A 24388-nucleotide genomic window follows, 5' to 3' on the forward strand; every position below is an offset into this window, starting at 1 on the left:
ATTGGGCTCATGACCATGACTTCGGAAGGCCCTGGAACTGCATGAGCATGTTGCGGCTCATCTCGTTCGATATTGGCGAAAACTGGATCTGGTAGGCGTCACGCAGGAACATGGAGACCGGATATTCATTGCATATGCCATAACCGCCGAATATTTCTGACCCGTAGGTGCCTGCATGGCGCGCACCCTCGGCAGCAACGAGCTTGGCCATTGTGGCCTCAAGATGATATGGTTTGCCGTGATCGCAGAGCCATGCGGCCTTATAGGTAAGGTTGCGGGAGTTTTCCAGGTTGATGTACATGTCGGCCAGGTAGTTCTGCAGTATCTGGAAGCGGCTGATGGGACCGCCAAAGGCGTTGCGTTCCTGGACATACTTGAAACAGTAATCATATATGGCGGCGATGATACCCACTCCCATCATTGCCACGCCGATACGCTCGGGGTTAAGCACGGTCATGATCTCATAGAAGGCATTGCCTCGTGTGCCTATGAGATTAGACTTGGGCACGACCACGTCCTCATAGAAAATCTCAACACTCTCGCAATGGTGACAGCTTATCTTGCCGACCTTGCGGATAGTCACACCCGGGGTTTCCCGCGGCACCATGATGGTGCTCCAGGACATGCTTTTTTTAACGTCACGCTCAGTCTTGCACACCGTGAAGAGCGAGTCTGCAACATGCGCGCCGGTTATGAAGACCTTCTGGCCGTTGATCACCCATGTGTCGCCCTTGTCCTCTGCAAAGGTGGACAACGCTCCCAGGATGTCAGTGCCGCCACCGGGTTCCGTGAGGGCCATGGCGGTCTTGAATTTTCCTTCCGCCAGCAGCGGCAGATATGTGTCTTTCTGCTCTTTGGTGCCGAGTTCGTTCAGAAATCTGAGACCAAAGCCCATGGTTACGCCGACCGCCAGAGCCACAGACATGGATGCCTTGCAGATCTGCTCGTACCCGATCATCGTGTCGACCATTCCCAGGCCTTGTCCTCCGTATTCCACCGGTACCGGCCCGGATAGGATTCCGATATCGATAAACTTCTTCCAGAGCTCATCTGGCGGAAAGTCTACGTTTTCATCCATCCACCTGACATATTCATAATTGAGTTCCTTCTCGCAGAATTTCTTCATGGTCTGTTGCATGAGTATCTGGTCTTCGTTTAGGCAGAAATCCATATAAGACCTCCTTATTTTTTCTCGTCAGTGGCGATGTTTGCCTGCTTCTGTGCGGCAACCAGGTCATCGGGTTTTTTTCTGAACGTATCCATCACGGCCTGAATGTCAGGTGCATATGTCAGCCATTGGATGGCGCCGCGCTCAAGGGCCAGAGCCGCATCCATGCTACCGCACTCCAGCGAGCGTCCCATGACCTCCTTGGCCATGCGCAGTGCGATGACCTTCTTCGAGCTGATATTTGCGAGCACTTCGCTGAACCTGGCTTCGAACTCCTCGTCCTTGAACACTCTCGTCAGAAAACCCATCTCGTACATGTCCTTGGCAAGGAAATCCTTGCGGCCGCTGTAGATAATCTCGCGCGCCCGGTAGATGGGCATTGAGCGGGCGATGCGAACCGTGCCTCCCCAGCCGGGCAGGATTCCCATGTTGATTTCGGTGGTGCCGAATTTGGCGGACTCCCTGGCGTAGATGAGGTCGCACATGAGAGCCAGCTCAAGTCCGCCGGCAAGACAGTGTCCGGTAACTTTTGCGATCACCACCTTTTCGCAGAGCTCGATCGCCTTACCGATTCCATAGCCCTGGTGAGCAAGCCAGTTCATCGACTCCATGTGTTCTGCAAGTGACGGGAATATGCTCAGGTCGCCGCCAGTGCAGAAGGCCTTTCCGTTTCCGGCCAGAACCACCACAGCCACGGCGGTTTCATCTCTGACTTTGCGAAAGGCATCGAGAAGCTCTGCAGCCATTTCTCGGTTGATGGCGTTGTACTTGTCAGGCCGGTTGAGCGTTATGGTGCAAACGGGGCCGTTGATCTCATAAAGTATGGTTGTATAATCAACCATGATGAACACCTCACTTTTTGACCGGCCGGAAATACGGCAGGTAGAATCCTTCGCGCTCGTGGAACACGACCTCGACTTCCATATCGAACTTGATGTCCTTGGGGTCGCATTCAACGATGCGGGTCATCATGCGGATGCCTTCGTCAAGATCAACATAGGCGATGGTGTAGGGCAGCTCGTCCATGAACTTGGGCTCGACCATGCTGTAGGCAGTGGAAAAAGTTAATATCCTGGCCTTGCCGCTGGCCTCGATCCAGCCAAGGTTGCCCGACCAGCATTCCGGGCAGAATTTCCGGGGGTAGAATATATGAGATTTGCAGTCATTGCAGAACTGGATAAGAAGCTTGCCCTGTTTTGTTCCTTCCCAGAATTTCTCCGACCAGGGCTGTGTTTCGGGAACCGGTTTTTTCATTTCGAATTCCATGTCAGGCCTCCTTTCCCCAAATGGTAGCTATATTGTTGAATCCTGATCCTCCACCTGCATTCTGATAGACATATCTGCAGTTCTTGACCTGGCGCTCGCCTGCTTTGCCCATGAGCTGGCGGGCGGTCTCGACATAAGTTGCCGCGCTCACGCCCGAGCCTGTATGGCCGCGTCCGGGAGCATCACCGATAGTCGACCACGGGATATCACCCCCAAAGGACATGTGGCCTTCAAGGAAGTATTTGCCGCCCTGTCCCGGAGGGGCCACCTCGAGCCACTCGCATACCAGCGGATGAGCCAGAGGGTAGGCCAGATAACAGTTCCAGAGGCTGACATCATCCTTGGAAATGCCGGCCTGGGCCATGGCCTCCTTGGCGGTTACACGGAAGCCTTCTTCCACCTTCTTGAAATCCCGCATAACGCAGGTACCGCTGAAATAGCGCACCGAGTCGCCCAGCTTATAGGCGGCCGGACGCTTCATCTTTTTTGCATCCTTGGCAGAAACGATGACCATTGCGCAGCCGCCGTCACCCAGAACATTACTCTCACGTTTGTGCAGAGGTGTATTGAGCAGATCTGAAGACAGGACCTTCTCAACGGACGGCACTTCCTTGCCAAAGAAGAACGAATTGGGGTCTTTGGATGCCCAGCTCCTGAGGGCGGTCACCACCGAGGCCATCTGCTCGGGCGTGCAGCCCGACTCATACATGAAGCGGTTGGCCATCAGGCCCATGATGATATTGTAGGTGGTGCCATAGGGGTATTCCCATTGCAGGTCAACACCGGCCTTGGCGAAGAAGTTGATCTGATCGATAAGCGGAATGGTGGAATGAATCGTGACATGCTGCACTATTACAGCCTTTGCCACGCCGCTAGTTATCCACTGCTCGGCCAGCCGGATGGCGTTCGAAGTTGAAGCCCCGCCGGCATTAACACTGACCGCATCCTTACAGCCCTTGAGGCCGAGTTCTTCCGGAAGCTTGCCGAAAGAAAGTTCAGCCGCGATCTTGGGCTGGGCCTGAGGGGTTACACTGATGACGCCCTCAATGTCATTTTTGTGAAGCCCTGAGTCCCTTACCGCCTCCATGCAGGTGTCATAGATGATATCCCAATGCGTGCGCTCAGGCCGGTTGGCAGTCGGAACCTCGCCAATGCCGATGATTGCGATTTTCCCTTTACTCATAAGCTCTCCTTTATCGATGAAATGAGTGTTAATTATTTATAACTTGATAAACAGTACCGTTCGGTACTATAGTTAATAGTAATCTCATTATTCATGTATGTCAATCGTGTTTTAAAAAATAATTTTTGAATAAGGGATGCAGGCCATATTCCTTGGTAACAGGGCTTTATCGATGATATGGTTTATGAGATATTAGAACCAAAAGGAGATGAATTTATGCCGCGACATCCACGGCGCTTGAAAATATCAGAAATAAGCGAACAGACAGGGACAAGTCCCGCCACTATCAGATATTACGTCAGAAAGGGTTTGCTGCCCAGGCCTTTGAAGACCGGCAGGACAATGGCTTACTATGACGACATTCATATACAGAGGCTTGAATCCATCAAGCGGCTGAAAAACGAGGGACACGGCCTGCAATCGATAAAAGAGAACCTCATGTCCAGCACCCAGATAATGCCTGCAGCCAGGAACGAGGTTTTTCATACGCGAACGCGTGAAACAATTATCACTGCCGCCGTCGAACTATTTCGCGAAAAGGGATATGAGTCCACAAGCATAATGGATATCGCCGGAAGGGCTCATACCGGAAAGGGAACCATATATCAGTATTTCAAGGGCAAAGAAGACCTTTTCTTCGAATGTGCAGAGAGTATTTTTTATGACATCGCCAAAGACGATCCCGCGGTGAGGGATGAAACCGACGGTCTCAAACGACTCAGGAACCGTTCCATGGCTATGACACGAACCACCCGACACGTTTACGACATGTTGAACCTGGCGCGGGGTGCCTCCATCAGGGAAAATCCCGCCTATAAGGCAAAACTAGAACAGATCATGCATAATTTTATAGAACCCATCAAGGCCGATGTTGAAACAGCTATATCCCAGGGCAGCATACGCCCCATGAACAGTAACCTTATCGCACACCTGCTGGTCGGTGCGACTGAATACAGTCTTTATTATGAGATCGATCGCGGTCTCGATCCGGAAGAGATCATATCGAGAGGCTGGACCCTTGTCTTCGGAGGTGTAGCAGTCAGAGGAAAGAACAAATCCTCAGAGGATAAATGATGAGTACGATAAAACGCATGAAGATATCGGAGTTCTCCTTCCTGACGGGTGTGCCTGTCTCGACCATCAGGTATTACATATGGGAAGGAATCCTGCCTCCTCCTGTCAAAGCGGGCCGGACACGAGCCTACTATAACCAGGAACATATTGATGCACTCGGACTTGTCAGGCAAAAACAGATCATGGAGCACAAACCGCTATCGGTCATACGTGAAGAAATGTCCCATGTGCTCAGCCGCTCACATATTGAAACCAATGATGAGAATATTCCCGCAGGAAGAAGGGAGGACATAATAACATCTGCCATAGAGGTCTTCTTTGCAAAGGGTTTAGCAGAAACCACCATCGCTGACATTGCATCCGAAGCAAGGATCAGCAAGGAGACTTTCTATCTTTACTTCAAGAATAAGGAAGAGCTTTTCATCGCCTGCGCCGATCGTATTTTCCATGAAATGTACAGGGATGTATGGCAGGAGATCCGGAATGAGAAGGATATGATGCGACGTTTCCGCAAGCGCGCCATTGCCTATTTTTCCTCCTATCCCCGCTGGGTAGTCATGATGAATCTCCTGCGGAGCAACGCAGTGGGAGACAATCCCGTCTTCAAGGAAAAGTTCCGCCAGGTCATAAGCGAAATCGTCGGCCCGATAACCCAGGATATAGAACGTATGCAGAAACTCGGCGAGGTCCGGGATGATATCGACATCAATCTTGCCGGATATATTGTCATGGGGATGTCAGAATATGCGGCAGCCTTGATTCATCAGGGTGTGTTTTCGGAATCTGAAATAATTGAAAACCTGGAAATAATATTCTGGTCTGGTTTAAGTGAAAGAAACTAATAATCTTCTTCTGGATGAAAAGAATGTCCAAACATATGAGACAACAATGCTCAATATTCAGCGATAGTATTCAGGCATAACCCTCTCGATATTTTTCCATAGAAATTTAATTTTTTTATAGCATTGACAAAAAGCCGGTTTTTATTGTTCAGATTCCTGAAAAAGAACTTGGAGACAGCGATTATGGATGACTATCGAAAGGAATACCGGAAAAAGCTCGTAAGTGCGGATGAGGCCGTAAAGGTGGTAAGGTCAGGGGACTGGCTTGATTATTCCTTCGGGCTCAGTTCGCCGAATGAACTGGACAGAGCGCTTGCAAAAAGAAAAGACGAGCTTGCCGATGTGAACATCCGTGTCTGCATCGGGCTCTGGCCTCACCATACGCTCGAGGCGGATCCCGAAAAAAGGGCTTTTCACTGGAACAGCTGGCATTTCAGCGTAAAGGAGCGCGAATACTACAACAAGGGTCAGCTTTCATATGTGCCCATGAAGTTCAACGAATGTCCTGACATGACACGAAACGAATGTGTGCCTGCAAGGATATTCATGGCGACAGTAAGTCCGATGGACAAGCACGGATATTTCAATTTCGGGTCAAACTCTCCGGCATCTCTGGCTGCCGTGGAAAAGGCCGAATACGTGATCCTCGAGGTTAATACCAACATGCCGAGAGTCCTGGGCGGAAATCAGGAGTGCATTCACATTTCACGGGTTGACTATATCGTTGAGACGTCAAATCCGCCGCTGCCTACGATTCCCGTACTGGAACCGAATGAGATAGAAAAAAAGATTGCTTCGAACATAATCGAGTACATGCGTGACGGCTGCTGTCTTCAGCTGGGCATAGGCGGTGTCCCGAGCGCGATCGGCACCATGATATCGGAATCCGACCTGAAAGACCTTGGCGTTCATACCGAGATGTATGTGGACGCCTATCTCAAGATGTATAAGGCAGGAAGAATCACATGCTCGAAGAAGCCTATAGACCGCTACAAGCAGGTCTTTTCATTTGCCATAGGGTCAAGAGACCTCTATGATTTTATTGACGACAACCCGGGCGTGATATCGTATCCGGTTGACTACACCAATGATCCCAGGAACATCTCCATGATCGACGATTTCATTTCCATAAACGCATGCATCGAGGTCGATCTCTTCGGTCAGGTGGCCTCGGAAAGCGTCGGGCATATACACAAAAGCGGTACCGGCGGACAGCTGGATTTCGTCGAAGGCGCATACAAGTCAAACGGAGGCATGAGCTTTTTATGTCTTGCTTCAACTTATGACAAGAAAGGCAAGGTTCTTTCGAGGATCAGGCCGACGCTCGATCCCGGAACGATTGTCACCTGCCCGAGAACGGCTGTACATATGATCGCGACCGAATACGGCGTAGTGAGCATGAAGGGGAAGAGCACCTGGGAAAGGGCCGAGGCGCTCATATCGATAGCTCATCCGGACTTCAGGGACTGGCTTATAAAAGAAGCGGGGAAGATGAAGATTTGGAAGCGCTCAAATAAAATAAGTTGATATTGTGGTGAGAAAAACCTGAAAGAACAATGATTTTAAGGGAGAGCAAATGACCATATTCATAATCGTCGGCATGCCTGCTTCGGGCAAGAACTGTGCGAAGGATTACGCAAAGGCCAAGGGTTATCCGTATTTTGCAACAGGTGATATTGTCAGGATGGAAGTGGCAAAAAGAGCAATTGAGGCCAATGCTGAAAACATGGGCAGTGTTTCGACCGAGATGAGGGGGGCTGACGGTCTGGGGGTTACCAGGCAGGCGCTTTCAACAGCGCTTAACCAGAATTCGCCCGTCGTATTCCTCGAAGGCATGCGCTCATGGCCGGAAATTAAACTTATTAAGGAAAGTGCTGATGCCTGTGTTATAGCTTTTCTTGCACCCAGAAAATTAAGGCTCGAAAGAATCATGAGCCGGGGACGCTCGGATGATTCGGCGGAAGCGTTCGACGCGCGCGACATGCGCGAGATCGAATACGGTACAGCCGTTCCTGTAGCGCTCGCGGACGCCTATATCCTCAATACCTCCTCGATGGATGATGCTGTTAACACACTGGATGAAATAGTGAAAAAATCATTAATGAGGGGATAAGCATTTGACTGCCTGGATAATTTTATTTTTTGCCGGTCTTTCCGAGATATGCTGGGCCGTGGGCATGAAGTACACGGAAGGTTTTACAAGGATATGGCCGAGCGTTTTTACTGTGGTCTTCATGCTGGTTAGCGTGCTGCTTCTGGCCCAGTCGTTGAAAACTCTTCCGGTAGGCACCGCATATGCGATCTGGACCGGGATAGGCGCAATCGGCACAGCCGTTTGCGGTATGATCCTTTTTGGTGAACCCAGGGACGCCGCCAGGCTTTTCTGCATATTCCTGATTGTAACGGGCATCGTTGGGCTCAAACTGGTTACAAAAGCCTGACAAGGCCCGTGCGGCTTATTTCCCTAACGGCAGGTTGAGTCCGGCCTTCATGTACAAGTCAGAGGCATCCTGAGGATGTTCGAATTTCGCGTAGCAGGATACATATGCCGAGAGAACCTGTTTGCCTGCCGTGAATGTCCTTCCAATACCTCCTCCCAGAGGCACCGTCCATTGCTGAGAGCCGGGCAGGTTGTAGTCGCATTGAAATTCGGGGTCTATATACATATACCAGCCTTTTTCCAGGTTCACATAGATGAACGGCCTTATGTAGAGCCGGTCGACCTCGCCCCTGCTGACGGGACCTGCGAAAGAGAAGAGCCCGTAAGTAGAGACGCCTGCAACCACGTTACGGCCCGTGTAAACCAGTGCAGCTGAAGGTCCTGCTGTCCATCTGCCAGTCCCAAGGAGATCGCCAGTTGCAGTCGGTATGCCGATGACCGGCCCTATGCCCCATGAGATGCCTTCATGCAGCGAACCGGCCAGTAATGCAGTGATTTTCATATCACCAAATCCCGCCTGCTTCTCAGGCCAGGGAACATAGACGAGCGGGATGTCCGGTTTGACGATTATGTCCATTCCGGCGCCTGCATGAAAGGGAAGCGAGGCGCTGAAATCAAGCGTGTCCATCGTTTCGTTGCGGCCGGGTCCGTATCTGAAATATGCCGTGTCCTCAATTGATACGCTCAAGAGATCGCTCAGGGGGTTCTGAAGCCTTTCGGAAAGGCTGATAAGTCCTGTCTCTTCGCTTTGCCCATAGGCATTGGCGGTGAGGCAGAATAACGTAAGAATGACAAGGGGCAGCAGACGCGCCTTTATCATTAAAGTCATTTCGGTGTTTTTATGCCCCATATATTCTCGCAATATTCCCTGATGGAACGGTCTGAAGAAAATTTGCCCATTCTGGCAACGTTCAGGACCGACATTTCCGTCCAGTGTTCTTTGTCCCTGTAGGCTGATGATACCCTGTTCTGACAGTCGATGTATGACTGGTAGTCGGCAAAAAGCATGAACGGGTCGTAATTCAGCAGGTTATCGACAAGCGGTTTGAAAAGCTCCCTGTCTCCCCCTGAAAAATATCCGGAGCTTATAAGGTCGATTGCCTCTCTGAGTTCTGAGTTTGATTCATACCAGTCGCGAGGATTATATGCCGCGTCCTTTAGTTTCTTCACCTCTTCGGCCGTATTGCCGAAGAGGAAGAAGTTGTCTTCGCCAACCTCCTGCCTGATCTCTATATTCGCCCCGTCGAGAGTGCCGATTGTAAGGGCGCCGTTAAAGGAAAATTTCATGTTGCCTGTGCCCGAGGCCTCGAGTCCTGCCGTCGAAATCTGTTCTGAAAGCTCAGCAGCGGGATATATCCTCTGTCCGGATTTGACCCCGAAATCGGGGAAGAAGACGACCTTCAAGATATCTTTCGAAACAGGGTCGTTGTTCACGACATCACCCACAGAATTGATGAATTTGATGATGAGCTTGGCCATATGATAGCCGGGCGCGGCCTTGCCACCGAATATGAATGTGCGTGGCGTTGTTTCAATGCCGGGATTGTGCCTGAGCCTGTTGTATTGTGTTATTATGTTCAGAACGTTCAAGTGCTGTCTCTTGTATTCATGTATGCGCTTTACCTGGCAGTCGAACATGGATGAAGGATCCACAATGATGCCGGTCTTGTTCTTTATGAGTTTTGCCAGGCCGCATTTGTTGTCATACTTGATTTTCCGCCATTTATCGCAAAAGGATTTGTCCTTGGCTTGTGGTTCAAGCTTTCTGAGCTCTTCGGGTTTTGTCACCCATGTCTCACCTATGGTCTCTTTTATAAGGCAGCTCATGGCCGGGTTGCTCAGAAGCATCCATCTTCTTGGAGTGACTCCGTTTGTTATGTTGAGGAATTTATGAGGCCACATATCATGAAAGTCTTTCAGAAGCTCATTTTTGACGAGCTCGGAATGAAGCTTCGCAACACCGTTTATCTTGTGGCTTCCTATGCATGCGAGATTGGCCATCCTTACATGGCGGCCTCCGGTCTCGTCTATTATCGAGAGCCTTCTCACCTTTTCCTCATCGCCGGGGAACAGCCGTCTTACTTCTTCGAGGAACCGGCGGTTTATTTCGTATATTATCTCCATGTGACGCGGGAGGATATGGTTGAACAGCTCGAAGTCCCACTTTTCAAGCGCTTCGGGCATGAGGGTATGGTTTGTGTAGGAGAATGTGTTGACGGTTATCTCCCAGGCATCGTCCCAGTCGAGGTCGTGTTCGTCAACAAGAAGCCTCATCAACTCGGCCACTGCGATCGAGGGGTGCGTGTCGTTAAGCTGCACAGCCCAGATCTTGTGGAATTCCCGGGGGGATCTTTCCATGTCGGACAATGTCCTGAGCATATCCTGGAGCGAACATGTCACAAAGAAATACTGCTGGGCGAGCCTTAATTGCCTGCCCGAGAAGTTCTCGTCGTTTGGGTAAAGAACCTTGGTGATGTTTTCCGAATATATCTTGTCTTCCACGGCCTTGTAATAATCGCCGTGGTTGAATGCCTGAAAATCGAAAGATTCGGCGGCCTCTGCTTTCCATAGCCGCATCAGGCTGCAGTTTGGGACACGGTATCCGGGTATCCACATGTCATATGCAACGCCGCGCACTTCATGGTGAGGAATCCAGTTCACCCTGTAGCGGCCCGATTCATCGGTATAAGACTCGGTATGCCCGCTTATCTTGACGTTGACCGCCAGTTCCGGTCTTGGGATTTCCCAGGGGTTGCCGTCCTGCAGCCACTTGTCGGTCACCTCATGCTGCCAGCCGTCCTGAATTACCTGATCGAATATTCCGAACTCATATCTGATGCCGTAGCCAATCGCCGGGACCTCAAGGGTTGCCAGCGAGTCGAGGTAGCATGATGCAAGCCTGCCCAAACCTCCATTCCCGAGGCCTGGTTCATGCTCCTGACCCAGTATATAATTGAGGCTGTATCCCTGCGCCTTGAGCGCATTCAATACTTCATCGAATATTCCGAGATTGATAAGGTTGTTGCCGAGCTGGGGGCCTACCAGAAACTCTGCGGAAAAATAAGCCACCACCTTGGCCGCCTTTTGAAATCCGGCAACCATGCTTTCGGATTCACGCATGATCATCCTGTCGCGCACGATGTAGGCAAAGGCCATGAAGGCATCGTTCCTGGTGATCTTGAGTGTCGTAAGCCTGCCCTGCATGCAGAGCAGCTGGTCTTCAAACGCCTGTCTTAAATCTTCAAGCCCGAGTCCGAACCTTACGGAATCCTTCCTGTCATTATTTTTCTGAAAGAGTTCATTTTCCATGTTATGCTCCGGTTAGTTGAATTGAATGCCCAAGAATTTGTTCGGCCGAATAGCTCTGCAACTTGAATAAAACAGAAATATACTTGATTCTTAAACGTTTTTTTTGCCTGAATTATATTTAACCAGTTTTTCCCAAAGTATAGCACCATCAGAACTGCAATAGTCTTTTGAAAATTCAACGGTAAACCTGTTAATCACTTTCGCATATTCTTTATTAAATTCATCATTCCTTTGTTTCGCTTTATGTCCTAATGGTTCAATTATATCCGTATAGAGGAATTCGTTCCCAGAAATAAATTCCCAAAATCTCTGCCCACATAACTTGTAATAGTCACCTTTATCGGGTTTATTATCTTGACCGTAACAGCACCCATTGATAGCGATGGTAATAATATTAGAATTGCTTGTCCTTAATGTTTGTTTAGTCCGTTTAAAGTCATCTTTCATTTTTGCAATCTGACGGCTGTTTCCCCAATTAGGACCAGATTTAATTGAAATAATATATCTTTTATCTTTATTCTCGAATTCTAGATCAATACCAGTAGCTGATGATTTTTTCCCTCCATAAACCTTGCTACATACAAAAATAGCAAGACCTTCAAGAAAGTCTCCAAAAATACCTTCTTCCTGAGATGAGAGATGTGCATCTAGAAGTGTTTTAACAAGTTCCTCGGCAATATTTATGTTTCTTGCTTTAAATAAATATGGATTTTTTCTTGCGATTATCTTGTTTAATTTCAGTTTTAAAAGATTATCAATTCTTCTGTCGTGAAAACCTTTAATGTTATTTTCTATATAGCTCGTGATCTCAAAAATAGTAATCTTACCCATTAAAGAATAACCTCAGATAAAAGTAACTGTTTTTCACAAATATTCTCTTTGACCAAGGTAATATATTCTTCGAGGATATCAATTCCCAATGAGTTTCTGCCCAGAGATTTAGCCACTTCCAAAGTTGTACCACTTCCCATAAATGGATCGAGAATCCAGTCTCCTTCTCTTGAAAAAAGCTTAATGAACCATTCAGGTAAAGCTTTTGGGAATGCAGCGCTGTGATTTCTATTTCCTGTTTCAGTGGCAAGGTGCAGTACATTTGATGGATATGCCATTTCTCGACCAACCCAGTTAGAAATATTTTTACCGAAACCGCTTTTAACCTGTGAATTGAATCTTATAATATCATTTTTGCCTAAGTTTTTAAGTCTTGATTTTGCCCAGTCACCTATTGGAACCATTACGGCATCCTGATACATTTTGAATTGTTTTGTCTTATTGAATTGAAGGCATCTCTCCCATGCATCTCTGAATCTATTCGGCCATTTACCTGGGTGGCAGTTTTTTTTATGCCAGACAAATTCTTCTGTCCATAGCCAACCTTGTCTACGCATTTCAAGGATAAGTTCAATTACATATGTATGCCTTTCTCCATTAACAACTTTTTCTTTAATATTAAGAATAAAAGTTCCTGATGGTTTCAGTACTCTAAAAAATTCAGAGCTTCGCGGAGAAAACCATTCAACATATTTGTCTGGAGAAATACCTCCGTATGTTTTTTCCCTACAATCAGCATAAGGGGGAGAAGTTATTATCATATCAAAGGAATTGTCGGGAAAGTCTTTCAGGATATCAAGACAGTCACCATGTTTTATAAGGCATTCAACATTTTCCATAATATTTTTATAACATGAACAAGCATGGTTGATAAGTAATATTGTGAACCTTTCCTTGAAATAATGAAAGGAAACGGTTCACAAAAAATTATCCTTTCACGCCAGCGGCGCCCAGAAGCATTTTAATGATGCTGTTCCATGTCTTCCGGGGGTCGGGGATCTGTTCAGGTTCTATCATCTCGGCTGACATCTTTATGTCAGGCGTTTCATTTCCCGTACCGCCTTCATTTTTCAGGTTGAACAGCAGCCTCTTGGGCTCGCCCTTTTTGGCAGACCATGCAGTCCAGCTTGTGAGTTCTCCGCCGTTGGGGTCACCCGAATGCACGAAGTTGGCGTAATACTTTCTCATGACCGCAGAAAGCGCCTCTGCTCCGGGCAGGTTCTTCTTGTTCCATGCAAAAAACGCCAGGCTGGACTTGTCGGTAATGAAATTGCCGAACACGAAAGGCAGGTCCATCGCATGGCCTGCACCAATAAAGAAATCAAACGGCTCAGGCTCTTCATCCCACATGAACTTGTAGACCCATACATCATTCTGCCACTTCTTTAATGCGGCTACCGTCTGATCCACACCGAAGCCTTCCATATACAGCTGGCCGATCGCGGTTGCCGGTCCGTAAAGCGCCAGTATAGGGTAAGAGACCGGGTCAAGAAGCTTGTTCAAATCGAAATTCGGATTGTCCGGGTCATATGCCTGGGTGGCAGCCCACAATCTCTTGGGGTTGAAAACCAGCTGGGATATGAGGAGCCTCAGTTCCTCCTTTGTGCAGCCGATGATTACGGACACTTTATTATAATTTCCTTCCTTTATGCAGTCTATCTGCGCTTTGGGCACCACATAGCCGTCTTCGTAAACTCCCATCATGGCATCCGCCACGGTTATGCTGTCCATGGGGAGCGTAAACGGCCCGCAGTTGTCCGGGGGGTATATTTCTTCGATGGTCTTTGAGCGGAGATAATTGCTGACCCATTCATTTGATTTGTCTTTAAGAAAATCGCTGACACCTGATTTGGTTGCGAGCCCGTCCTGGACGATAAGCCTTTCGAGCATCATTTGTGCTTTTTTCCCGGCACTGTCGGTTGTGCAGGAATTGCTGAACCCGCTGTGGATGATTGCCTTGTTAAAGAGCCCTTTCGCAAGGGGCGAGGCCATCATGGTCAATGTATTGATGCCGCCTGCGGACTGACCGGAGATTGTCACGTTGTCCGGGTCGCCGCCGAATGCGGCAATATTCTGTTTTATCCATTTGAGAGACTGGATAATGTCGAGTGTGCCGTAATTACCTGAGTCATCGAGCTTGTCGCCAGTGAGCAGGGCTGGGTGCCTGAACCACCCGAGGTAGCCTATCCTGTAGTTTACCGTCACGAAAACGAAATTGCCGTCTGATGAAACCCTGGCGCCGTTATATATGCTTACATCCGACCTGCCGATTATGTTGCCGCCTCCGTATATGAAAACATAAACAGGAAGTTTTACCTCTGTGGTATTGGGTCGCCAGATATTCAGAAACAGGCAGTTTTCGCTGCCGGTCACCTTGCCGTCGCCGATGATATCAGAAAGCGTATCCGCCCCGGTCTCGGAAAGGAAATTACCGTACTGGGTACAGAAGCTGCAGAATTTTGTGGCATCTCTTATCCCGTCCCATGGTTCCGGTTCCTGAGGGGCTCTCCACCTGAGATTGCCGAGGGGAGGTTTGGCAAATGGGATTCCCAGCCATGCAAGGGTATTATACCGGTCGGCCTTGCCCCTTAAAACACCCTGGCTTACCGTGACATCAAGCGGAGAACCTTTAATTTCAGGGTTGTTTGAAGTGTCTTCCGCTGTTCCGCCTGCGGCGGCAGTATCATCGCTTGATGATTTTGAACAGCCGGATATGACGCACGAAAGGAAAATTATCAAATATACAAGTAACAATCTGAAGCGTATTGCCATGAATGCCTCCATTATTAAATTTAAAAGTCTCGTAAATTAAAAACTTGTTGTACTGTGAAAAAAATAATACTTTAAAAGGTGAGGTCAAGTGCCGGTGAACCGTTTAAAACTAAGTCATGGTTAACAACCGAAAAGGAAATGAAAAAAAGGGTAAGTATTCCCGGATATGCGAGGAGGACAAATATGAGAAGTGATTTGATGAAAAAAGGCGTGGAAAAGGCGGGCCACCGTTCGCTTCTGAAGGCGATAGGACTTACAAACGAAGAGATTAAAAGGCCTTTTGTAGGGATAGTGAATTCCGCAAACGAGATCATTCCGGGTCATATTCACCTTAACCAGATAGCCGCTGCGGCAAAGTCGGGCGTCAGGATGGCCGGGGGCACACCGCTTGAATTTTCGGTAATTGGGGTATGCGACGGACTGGCCATGCACCATGAAGGTATGCATTATTCATTGCCTTCAAGGGAGATGATTGCGGATTCCATCGAGATTATGGCCAGGGCGCATCCGTTCGATGCACTGGTGTTTATAACCAACTGCGATAAGATTATACCAGGTATGCTCATGGCCTGCCTCAGACTTAACCTTCCTTCGGTCTTTATCTCCGGCGGCCCCATGCTTGCAGGGGTAATGAACGGCAAAAGCGTCGACCTCATCAGCGTGTTCGAAGGTGTAGGCAGGGTAAGGTCTGGAAAAATGTCACAGAACGAGCTTGACGAACTCGAAGACTGCGCATGTCCCACATGCGGTTCATGTTCGGGGATGTTCACCGCCAATTCCATGAACTGTCTTACCGAGGCATTAGGACTCGGACTTCCCGGCAACGGCACCATACCGGCCGTTTATTCCGAGAGGATACGGCTTGCAAAAAAGGCCGGAATGGCCGTGATGCAGCTTGTCGAAAAGGATATCAAACCCGGGGACATAGCCACACGAGAAGCCTTCTTGAACGCTATAGCCGTTGACGTTGCACTCGGATGTTCCACCAACACGGTTCTTCATGTGCCTGCGATTGCTTATGAAGCGGGAGTGGATCTCGAACTTGACGATTTTGACAAAACGAGCCTTAAGGTTCCACACATATGCAGCATGTCACCGGCCGGGCCTCATCATCTTGAAGACCTGTACATGGCAGGCGGGGTTCAGGGGGTGCTGAAGCGCCTGGCTGAATTAAAGGTTCTTGACCTTAAGGTAATGACGGCAACAGGCAGGACGCTAAAGGAGAACCTCAAGAATGCCCGTATTTCAGATGAAGATGTCATAAGACCGGTAAAAAAGGCCTATCATAAGGAAGGTGGCATTGCGATTTTAAAGGGTACCCTGGCACCTGACGGTGCGGTCGTAAAACAGTCGGGCGTTGCGCCCGAAATGATGAAAAGAAAAGGCCCGGCAAGGGTCTTCGATTCGGAACATGATGCTTCCAATGCGATCCTGGGTAAAAGGATAAAGAAGGGCGACATCGTTATTATCCGCTATGAGGGCCCCAAAGGAGGCCCCGGTATGCGAGAAATGCTATCGCCAACGGCAAATATTGTGGGCATGGGTCTTGGCAATGACGTGGCGCTGATCACGGATGGTCGCTTCAGCGGCGGCACCAGAGGTGCTGCGATAGGCCATGTCTCCCCCGAGGCCGCGCTCGGCGGGCCTATTGCATTAGTCAAAGAAGGAGATATTATTTCAATAGACATTCCTGCACGAAAGCTGGATCTGCTTGTCCCGGAAAAGGAGCTGGATAAGAGGAAACAGGGATTCAGTCCGAAAAAAAAGAAGCTCACCGGCATCCTCAAACGTTACGCCGACATGAGCCTTTCTGCAGACAAGGGGGCCAGATATAGAGATTAAAAGGAAGCTTGTAAGCCTGAAACTGAAAGGTTGATGGGCAAAACAAAAGCCGAGCAAGGATAATGAAAGAGGCGAGATTCTGGACGAAAAAAGATGATGGTTCTGTCAGATGTGAGCTGTGTCCTCATAACTGCATCATCAGGGAAGGGGCAAGGGGCATATGCGGGGTACGCGAAAACAGGTGCGGAATTCTGTATTCTCTCGTCTGGGGAAGTTCGATTGCCGCCAGCATCGACCCTATTGAAAAGAAACCGCTGTTTCATGTGCTTCCGGGTTCAAGGGCGTTCTCGATTGCAACTGTTGGCTGCAACCTTAAATGTTCGTTCTGCCAGAACAGCGATATTTCCCAGTACCCGGCCGAGACAGGAAAGATAACAGGCCGGGAAATGCCGCCTGAAACGATAATAAAGGAGGCGGCGGAACATGGTTGTGAGTGCATATCGTACACCTACACGGAGCCGACGGTTTTCATGGAGTATGTCCTCGATATATCCAGGCTCGCAAGAGATAAGGGCATCCTCAATACGATCGTATCAAACGGATTCACATCCGTGGACGTAATAAAAAAGGAATTTCCAGGACTGATGGATGCGGCGAACATCGACCTGAAGGCGTTCACGGACCGGTTTTACCGCAGGCTCTGCAAGGCAAGGCTTGCCCCTGTCCTTGATGCGATAAAGGCATATTACGAGGCAGGTGTCTGGATAGAGATAACTACGCTTCTCATTCCCGGGGAAAATGACAGTGACGGGGAAGTCAGGGATATAGCACGGTTTATAAAGTCAATAAGTCCGGACATTCCCTGGCATATAAGCCGCTATTATCCCCGCTACCGTTATGACAAGGCGCCTTCAACTCCGCCGGCCTCACTGGAAAAGGCAAGGGAAACAGGTCTGGCCGAGGGCCTTCATTATGTCTATACGGGCAATGTTCCCGGCACGGCGAGCGAGAACACATACTGTCCTTCATGCGGGAATGTCGTACTCAGACGTATGGGTTTTTCGGTTCTCGAAAACAGGCTCAAGGGTAATGCCTGCTCGATCTGCGGCAATGTCATTGCAGGAAGGTTTAAAAATTAGCGGACAATATCCAAAGATTTATTATGAAAATATTATTTAGTGTGAAGTTTTAACAAGCAAACGCCGAAATATTTAAAAACGGGCTCTTGGTTTGCTGACCATCGCCCGTCACTATTCCTTACTATTTTAAGGGAGATGCTAGCAGGGATGTCAAAACTCGCCAGGGACAGAGAAAAGCCAGTAAAAGTCTGGGAAATGCTTAAGGGGAGTGAGAAAAGGATTGATGCCTATTGCCGGGATTATATGGAATTCCTTTCAGCAGCCAAAACCGAACGCGAGGCTGTAAGGTTTATTTCATCAAAATCCGCTGACGGTATCATTGAAATCAAGAACAGGGGAAGGTCGATCGCCTTGTGCAGAAAAGGCAAGGCCCCGATGCATGAGGGATTAAGAATTATTGCAGCGCATATAGACAGCCCCAGGCTTGACCTCAAGGCCAGGCCCCTTTACGAGGATACGGGGATCGCCATGCTGAAAACCCACTATTATGGGGGGATAAAAAAGTACCAGTGGCTTGCCAGGCCGCTTGCCCTTCATGGATTGGTTGTCAAAGCCGGCAAAAAGACATTGGAGATAACAATAGGTGAAGACGGGGATGACCCGTGCTTTACAATTGATGACCTTCTTCCTCATCTTTCACACAAGGTCCATAACGACAAGAAAGTCTCAGATGCCTTTCAGGGAGAAAAGCTCAACATCATTGCAGGCTCGATCCCGGATATGAAGGCTGAGGATGGAGGGGTGAAGAAAAACATACTTTCCATCCTGAAAGCGAAATACGGCATCGTGGAGGAGGATTTTGTCTCGGCCGATATTGAAATAGTGCCGGCAGGGCCCGCACGCGAGGTTGGCATCGACCGGTCTATGATAGGCGGTTACGGCCAGGATGACAGGATCTGCGCATGGGCGGCATTTGCCGCAATAAAAGACGCGGAGAGGCTTCCGTTCACCTCCATAGTGCTTCTTGCGGACAGGGAAGAGACCGGCAGTGACGGCAATACCGGCATAAAGAGCCGGTTTCTTGAAGAGGTCATTTACGAGCTTTCCGAAAAGTTCAATGAGACTTTGTCCCCGGCCCGGGTCCTTTACAGAAGCAGGGCTATTTCGGCAGACGTGAATGCCGCTTTTGACCCGGATTATCCCGAGGTTCATGAAAAGGCCAATGCAGCGAAGATGGGGATGGGCGTATGCATGACCAAATTTACAGGTTCACGCGGCAAATCCGGCACAAGCGAGGCTTCTGCTGAGTACCTGGGCTGGATTCGCGGTATCTTGAATAAAAGGAGGATACCATGGCAGACGGGGGAACTCGGCAGGGTTGATGAAGGCGGCGGCGGAACCATTGCAAGACATCTGGCTGAATACGGCATGGATATAGTGGATATGGGACCTGCTCTGCTGTCGATGCATTCGCCGTTCGAGCTTGCAAGCAAAGCGGATGCATACTCCGCCTACCTTTCTTATCTCGCATTCCTGGAGGAAAAATGAAGGATAAAGTACTTGGACATGCAGCCTCGCTGCTGGGAGGAATGATTCACAACCTGAATACCCCGCTTATGTGGATAATGGGACGCTCACAGCTTCTTATGTCAAGGAATGAGGGCCTGGAGAAAATCAGGACTATGAACGACGAGGATTTTCTGAAAACAAAGGAAAAGAATACGAAGGACATAGATTCCATAAATCAGGGTGCGGAAAAGATAGACTTCATTCTCAAGAATCTCAGCTATAAGGTTCAGATGGCGACGGAAGGGTTCACTGCAATAGAGATCAGGGAATATCTAAAAAGCGAAATGGATTTTCTGCTTGCGGACATGAGATTCAAGCATGAAACGAAGCTTGAACTGAACATAGACGGCGCAAGGTCTTTTTACACAAAACTCGACTATAACGCACTTTCATGGGCGGTGACCTCGATTATCAGCCTTATAATAGACACAACGGAAAAAGGGCGGACAATAAGGGCTGGTTTTTCAGAGGACACAATTTCGATTGCCTGTCCCGAAGTTGTTTTAACCCCTGAAATAAAGGAGGCAATAGACACAGCCTGTTTATATCTCAAGGAATATGCAGCCGTTTCCGTCTGCGATACCGAAGGCCTGACAGTAAGGCTGAGAATTAAAGACAATTGATGGCTACCGGGAAAATCATCTGTCCTCATTGCGGAAAGAATACCGGTAGATACCTGACGCCTTCGCCCACTGTAGATATAATTATTGAAACCTCGGGAGGGATTGTTCTTGTTAAAAGAAAAAACCCGCCCTTTGGATGGGCGATTCCGGGCGGATTTGTGGATTACGGGGAAAGCGTGGAGCATGCCGCTGTCAGGGAGGCAAAGGAAGAGACCGGCCTCGATGTAAAGCTCACCGGGCTTCTGGGTGTGTATTCCGACCCGGCAAGGGACCCGAGGTTCCATACGATTTCGACCGTTTTTAAAGCGACGGCCGAGGGCGTGCCGGAAGGCCATGATGATGCCGAGGAAGCGCAGATATTCTCACTTGACGCCTTACCCGAGCCGCTTGCCTTTGACCATGCCAAAATCCTTGGAGACTATGCTTTGTGCGAATCAGGGAAGAAAAAAAGAAATGACTAAAAGAATAAAAGTTAAAATAATTTGTCTGCTACTGTTATTAGCTTTAATCCCGCTTCCTGTTCTTTCATATGATATGTCAGGCTGGCGAAAGCCCACTAAAACCGAACTTGCCGGAGATATTGACTGGAGGAAAGAAAGCAAAAATCTCTATTTGAAAGCCGAAGCTGATTTTGACGGTGATGGCAAAAAGGATACAGCCAGCCTTTTAGTTAATGATAAATAGAATAGAATGGGCTTATTCGTTATACTCGGCCGCAATTCAAACATTCCAATCTTACTCGATGAAAGTGAAGATAAGATGTCAATTATATCTATGGGTGTAGATGTTGCTAACCCTGATATATACAAGACAGCTTGCGGCAAAGGTTACTGGAAATGTGAGAAGAATGAACCGGAAGTAATAAACCTGAAGCTGCCGGCAATAAATTTTTTTCAAACAGAGAGCGCGAATTCATTCTTTTATTGGGACAGAAAAAAGAAAGCTTTTAAAAGAATATGGATTAGCGATTAAAGGAACTTGTTAAGGGATATATCTGATAGACGGGGTTTAAGTATTTTGGACAAATCCTGACAATCTATACATGAATAATTATCTGGTTATAATGACAACAATGTAATACAATAAAATACAAAGATGCAGGAGGATATTATGCAGAATCATCTTATATCTTTAAGGATAGACCACCAGACATACAGCCTGCTTGAAAAGCATGCAGCGGCACTTGACAGACCGAAGGCCTGGCTGATCAAAAAGGGGGTCCGGGCATATCTTGAAGCGCTGGACAGGAAAGACAGCGACAGCAAAAACGCCTGGGCCAGATTCTGGGAAATGACAGAGGGAGTTTCGGAAATTGGTACAAAAGGTTCCGGTTTAACAAAACATCTGCTTGATGACAGGCGCAGCCGTGAAAAGTAAGCAGGAGAAGGAAACCCTCAGGTTGACCGTCGATGCCAGTGTCTGGATAAATGCACGTTCTCCAAGGGAAAAAGGCTATAATCAAAGCAAAAAAGCGCTGATGATAATTGAAGAGATGAATATACCAGTGTTTTCACCTTCCATACTTATAGTTGAACTTGCAGCCAGTGTCTCTCGTGCAACCGGTGACGAAAAAGCAGGCATCTTGTTTTCAAGGCTTGTTTCCGAACTTCCCAACATCGAACTAATGCCTGTAACCCTTGAACTTGCCAGGGATGCTGCGGTTATTGCATCGAGACTGAAGATAAGAGGGGCGGATGCATTGTATTGTGCCGTTGCGGCGGAAAGAAAGGCCGTTCTTCTTTCAAGAGACAGGGAACAGATTGAAAGGGCTAAAGGGTTAATCAAAGTGATAGAGCCTGATGATTTTATAGCCGCATTCACTGAGGATGCATTATGAAAGAGATTTACCTTATAGACGGGAGCTCTTATGTTTACAGGGCGTTTTATGCCATGAGAGCCCTGAACAATTCAAAGGGATTGCCTACCAACGCCGTCTATATCCTCACTAGGATGCTGATAAAGCTCATCAAGGATAAAGCGCCCGAACATATGGCCTTTGTGCTTGACCCGCGAGGCCCCACGCACCGCCATGAGAAATACGAAGAATATAAGGCAACCCGTCAGAGGATGCCGGAAGCCCTTTCGGTGCAGTTTCCATACATACTGGATGTGGTGAAGGCCCTCGGCATACCCATTGTCCAGATCGAAAAATGGGAAGCCGATGATGTAATAGCGGCGCTGGCCAGAAAACTATCGGACACAAACAAGGTCGTCATCATATCGGGTGATAAGGATCTGATGCAGCTCGTAGGCGGCAATGTCGTGATGTGGGACACGCTCAAGGACGTCCTTTATGATCCGGCAGGGGTAGAAAAGAAATTCGGCGTCGGGCCTGAATATATAGCCGACCTGCTCGCAATAATGGGCGACAGTTCAGACAACATACCCGGAATTCCAGGCATAGGCGAAAAGGGTGCACTTGAACTTGTAAAAACATACGGCCATATCGAAGACATCATCAAGAAGGCTGATACAATCAAGCCCGAGAAACTGAGGAGATCGTTCAGCGAAAACATCGACAAGGCGATCATGAGCCTTGAACTTGTAAAACTCGACCATGATGTGCCCGTCGAGACGGATATGGATGGAATGAAGCTGAAGCCAGGTGATCAGGAAGAACTGCTTCGCTTATTTACCGAACTTGAATTTAAAGGCCTTATGCCGGAGGCACCAGTGCAGCAGACAGCACCGGTTCGGGAGATCAAAATCGAACAGGGATTTCCTGAAGAGTTTAAAGGAATTGCCGGGTTTTATTCGATTGCCGGTATAGGCTGCTGTCTTTCCGACGGAAAAAGGGCATGGGCATCTTTTGATGATACGTCAGCGCTCAGGATTCTATCCGATCCATCGGCGGAGATAATCATCCATGATGCAAAAGAGGCCATTGTAAGGGCAGGAGAGAAAGGCATCACGACAAAGGCTGGTTTCTTTGATGTCATGCTTGCGGCATACTGCATCGATGCGGCTAACAATTCCGTAAGCCTTGAAACGCTTGCCTCTTCAAGACTCGAGAAAATGCTTCCCTCAATAAAAGACTTTCTCGGCTCGGGAAAAAACGCACGCCACCCGGGGCTTATCCCTGATGATGAAAAGGCGTCATTCCTTGCCGCTCATGCCGAAGCGCTTGTTGAACTGAAAGAGGGGCTCTATCTTGATATGAAAAAAGCGGGTGTGGAAAAGCTCTTCAGCGAGATAGAAATGCCTCTTACATTCGTACTGGCCGGGATGGAAGGGCTTGGAATACTTGTCGATAAAAGTGTTCTGGCAAAGTTGTCTGTTGAAATAACTGAGCAGATTTCGCTTATGGAAAACGAAATATACGGCCTTGCAGGAAAAACCTTCAACATCAATTCGCCCATGCAGCTCGGCAGGATTCTGTTCGAAGATCTCGGGCTGCCGGTGATAAAAAAGACCAAGACCGGTGCTTCAACCGACAGTGCGGTCCTTGAAAATCTTGCTGAAAAACACGATCTGCCTGCAAAGATCCTGGAATACAGAGGGCTTTTCAAGCTGAAAAACACCTATGTGGATACACTGCCGGAAATGATCGACAAAAAAACAGGAAGGGTTCATACGAAATTGAACCAGGCGGTAACGGCGACAGGACGCATCTCGTCGTCGGACCCAAACCTCCAGAACATCCCGATTCGCTCTGCCATAGGAAGGAGAATAAGGGAGGCCTTCATACCTGCCGAAGGCTTTACCATGTTAAGTGCCGACTATTCACAGATTGAGCTCAGGATACTGGCCCACATAACTAAGGACAGGGCGCTGGTGGAGTCTTTCATGGCGGGTATCGACATACATACACGCACGGCCTCCGAGGTGTTCGGCGTAGCACTTAATGAGGTAACACCCGATATGAGGCGATACGCCAAGACCATAAACTTCGGCATCATATACGGCATGGGGCCGCACAAACTCTCGGTCGAACTCGGCATAAAGCAGTCGGTTGCAAAGCAGTATATTGAGAATTATCTGGCAAAATACCCCGGAGTCGGCAGGTATATGGAAGAAATGTCGGAGACCGCCTCGTCCACCGGCTATGTAACTACGCTGCTCGGAAGACGACGCTCTCTTCCGGAAATCAACTCTCGCAATTTCAGCGAAAGGGAAGGCGCACGACGCATGGCGATTAATACGCCGATTCAGGGAACGGCCGCGGATATCATCAAGATTGCCATGATAAATATCCAGAAACGTATCAAGACCATGAAATCCCGCATGATCCTTCAGGTGCATGACGAACTCCTGTTCGAGGCGGCATTTAACGAGCTTGAAGAATTAAAGGTCATGGTCAAACACGAGATGGAAAACGCATTTCCGCTTGATGTACCGGTAATCGCCGAACTCGGCTCCGGCGGCAACTGGGCCGAGGCGCACTGAGTAAAATTTTTGAAATTCATTAAATTTAATTTACAGTATACTTTTTGATACTCAGAGACTCGTT

General features: G+C 48.5%; 23 protein-coding genes. 14 read left to right on the forward strand and 9 right to left on the reverse strand.

The annotated features are described in order from the left end of the window. Nucleotides 1–7 precede the first annotated feature (7 nt). From VIS94_04945 to VIS94_04960, 4 genes are read right to left on the reverse strand one after another with little or no spacing between them, the layout of a single operon-like run. Nucleotides 8–1171: an acyl-CoA dehydrogenase family protein gene (locus tag VIS94_04945; GenBank protein ID HEY9160415.1), complete on the reverse strand. Its 1164-nt coding sequence runs from the start codon at nt 1169–1171 to the stop codon at nt 8–10. Between the two features lie 11 nt (nt 1172–1182). Beyond that, on the reverse strand, nt 1183–2010 hold the full coding sequence (locus VIS94_04950) for an enoyl-CoA hydratase/isomerase family protein (GenBank protein ID HEY9160416.1): 828 nt from the start codon (nt 2008–2010) through the stop codon (nt 1183–1185). Nucleotides 2011–2020: 10 nt separating this feature from the next. Beyond that, nucleotides 2021–2434: a Zn-ribbon domain-containing OB-fold protein gene (locus tag VIS94_04955; GenBank protein ID HEY9160417.1), complete on the reverse strand. Its 414-nt coding sequence runs from the start codon at nt 2432–2434 to the stop codon at nt 2021–2023. Nucleotide 2435: 1 nt separating this feature from the next. Then, a complete protein-coding gene (locus VIS94_04960; GenBank protein ID HEY9160418.1) occupies nt 2436–3617 on the reverse strand; it encodes a thiolase family protein in 1182 nt (393 codons plus the stop codon). Nucleotides 3618–3833: 216 nt separating this feature from the next. On the opposite strand from VIS94_04960, the gene VIS94_04965 reads away from it, so the two are divergent. From VIS94_04965 to sugE, 5 genes are all read left to right on the forward strand, one after another. Then, on the forward strand, nt 3834–4691 hold the full coding sequence (locus tag VIS94_04965; GenBank protein ID HEY9160419.1) for a TetR family transcriptional regulator: 858 nt from the start codon (nt 3834–3836) through the stop codon (nt 4689–4691). Continuing rightward, nucleotides 4688–5533: a TetR family transcriptional regulator gene (locus VIS94_04970; GenBank protein HEY9160420.1), complete on the forward strand. Its 846-nt coding sequence runs from the start codon at nt 4688–4690 to the stop codon at nt 5531–5533. Before VIS94_04965 ends, VIS94_04970 begins: the two co-directional genes overlap by 4 nt. Nucleotides 5534–5716: 183 nt before the next feature. Then, nucleotides 5717–7060: an acetyl-CoA hydrolase/transferase C-terminal domain-containing protein gene (locus VIS94_04975; protein HEY9160421.1), complete on the forward strand. Its 1344-nt coding sequence runs from the start codon at nt 5717–5719 to the stop codon at nt 7058–7060. Between the two features lie 49 nt (nt 7061–7109). Beyond that, a complete protein-coding gene (locus VIS94_04980) occupies nt 7110–7646 on the forward strand; it encodes an AAA family ATPase (protein HEY9160422.1) in 537 nt (178 codons plus the stop codon). Between the two features lie 4 nt (nt 7647–7650). Next, complete coding sequence (gene sugE, locus VIS94_04985) at nt 7651–7974, forward strand: quaternary ammonium compound efflux SMR transporter SugE (protein HEY9160423.1); 324 nt, start codon at nt 7651–7653, stop codon at nt 7972–7974. Between the two features lie 15 nt (nt 7975–7989). On the opposite strand, the gene VIS94_04990 is transcribed toward sugE, so the two are convergent. The 5 genes from VIS94_04990 to VIS94_05010 all read right to left on the reverse strand — a co-directional run bounded on the left by VIS94_04990 (nt 7990) and on the right by VIS94_05010 (nt 14885). After that, the gene (locus tag VIS94_04990; GenBank protein ID HEY9160424.1) at nt 7990–8823 is read right to left on the reverse strand and encodes a hypothetical protein; all 834 of its coding nucleotides are present in this window, start codon (nt 8821–8823) and stop codon (nt 7990–7992) included. Beyond that, entirely contained in the window at nt 8799–11282 is a 2484-nt protein-coding gene (locus VIS94_04995; GenBank protein HEY9160425.1) for a glycogen/starch/alpha-glucan phosphorylase, read from the reverse strand. Before VIS94_04995 ends, VIS94_04990 begins: the two co-directional genes overlap by 25 nt. Before the next feature lie 90 nt (nt 11283–11372). Next, nucleotides 11373–12113 carry a PmeII family type II restriction endonuclease gene (locus tag VIS94_05000; GenBank protein ID HEY9160426.1) on the reverse strand — a complete coding sequence of 247 codons (741 nt, stop codon included), beginning with the start codon at nt 12111–12113 and terminating at the stop codon, nt 11373–11375. After that, entirely contained in the window at nt 12113–12952 is an 840-nt protein-coding gene (locus VIS94_05005) for a site-specific DNA-methyltransferase (protein ID HEY9160427.1), read from the reverse strand. Before VIS94_05005 ends, VIS94_05000 begins: the two co-directional genes overlap by 1 nt. 88 nt (nt 12953–13040) lie before the next feature. Then, nucleotides 13041–14885 (reverse strand): carboxylesterase family protein, encoded by a 1845-nt coding sequence (locus tag VIS94_05010; protein ID HEY9160428.1) that lies wholly within the window; start codon nt 14883–14885, stop codon nt 13041–13043. A gap of 183 nt (nt 14886–15068) precedes the next feature. Between VIS94_05010 and ilvD the strand changes: the two genes are divergently transcribed. The 9 genes from ilvD to polA all read left to right on the forward strand — a co-directional run bounded on the left by ilvD (nt 15069) and on the right by polA (nt 24324). Continuing rightward, complete coding sequence (ilvD, locus tag VIS94_05015; protein ID HEY9160429.1) at nt 15069–16727, forward strand: dihydroxy-acid dehydratase; 1659 nt, start codon at nt 15069–15071, stop codon at nt 16725–16727. Between the two features lie 62 nt (nt 16728–16789). Continuing rightward, complete coding sequence (gene amrS / locus VIS94_05020) at nt 16790–17806, forward strand: AmmeMemoRadiSam system radical SAM enzyme (GenBank protein ID HEY9160430.1); 1017 nt, start codon at nt 16790–16792, stop codon at nt 17804–17806. Nucleotides 17807–17953: 147 nt separating this feature from the next. Beyond that, nucleotides 17954–19294, forward strand: coding sequence for an aminopeptidase (locus tag VIS94_05025; GenBank protein ID HEY9160431.1), 1341 nt, complete (start codon nt 17954–17956; stop codon nt 19292–19294). Further along, entirely contained in the window at nt 19291–19938 is a 648-nt protein-coding gene (locus VIS94_05030) for a hypothetical protein (GenBank protein ID HEY9160432.1), read from the forward strand. The genes VIS94_05025 and VIS94_05030 overlap by 4 nt, the downstream gene beginning before the upstream one ends. Then, nucleotides 19938–20399 carry an NUDIX hydrolase gene (locus VIS94_05035; protein HEY9160433.1) on the forward strand — a complete coding sequence of 154 codons (462 nt, stop codon included), beginning with the start codon at nt 19938–19940 and terminating at the stop codon, nt 20397–20399. Before VIS94_05030 ends, VIS94_05035 begins: the two co-directional genes overlap by 1 nt. Beyond that, on the forward strand, nt 20392–20622 hold the full coding sequence (locus tag VIS94_05040) for a hypothetical protein (GenBank protein ID HEY9160434.1): 231 nt from the start codon (nt 20392–20394) through the stop codon (nt 20620–20622). Before VIS94_05035 ends, VIS94_05040 begins: the two co-directional genes overlap by 8 nt. A 426-nt stretch (nt 20623–21048) precedes the next feature. Next, nucleotides 21049–21315, forward strand: coding sequence for a hypothetical protein (locus VIS94_05045; protein ID HEY9160435.1), 267 nt, complete (start codon nt 21049–21051; stop codon nt 21313–21315). Continuing rightward, entirely contained in the window at nt 21305–21775 is a 471-nt protein-coding gene (locus VIS94_05050; GenBank protein HEY9160436.1) for a PIN domain-containing protein, read from the forward strand. The genes VIS94_05045 and VIS94_05050 overlap by 11 nt, the downstream gene beginning before the upstream one ends. Beyond that, nucleotides 21772–24324, forward strand: coding sequence for a DNA polymerase I (gene polA, locus VIS94_05055; protein ID HEY9160437.1), 2553 nt, complete (start codon nt 21772–21774; stop codon nt 24322–24324). The genes VIS94_05050 and polA overlap by 4 nt, the downstream gene beginning before the upstream one ends. Nucleotides 24325–24388: the final 64 nt, after the last annotated feature.

The organism is Desulfomonilia bacterium (assembly GCA_036567785.1).
Classification (GTDB): domain Bacteria; phylum Desulfobacterota; class Desulfomonilia; order UBA1062; family UBA1062; genus DATCTV01.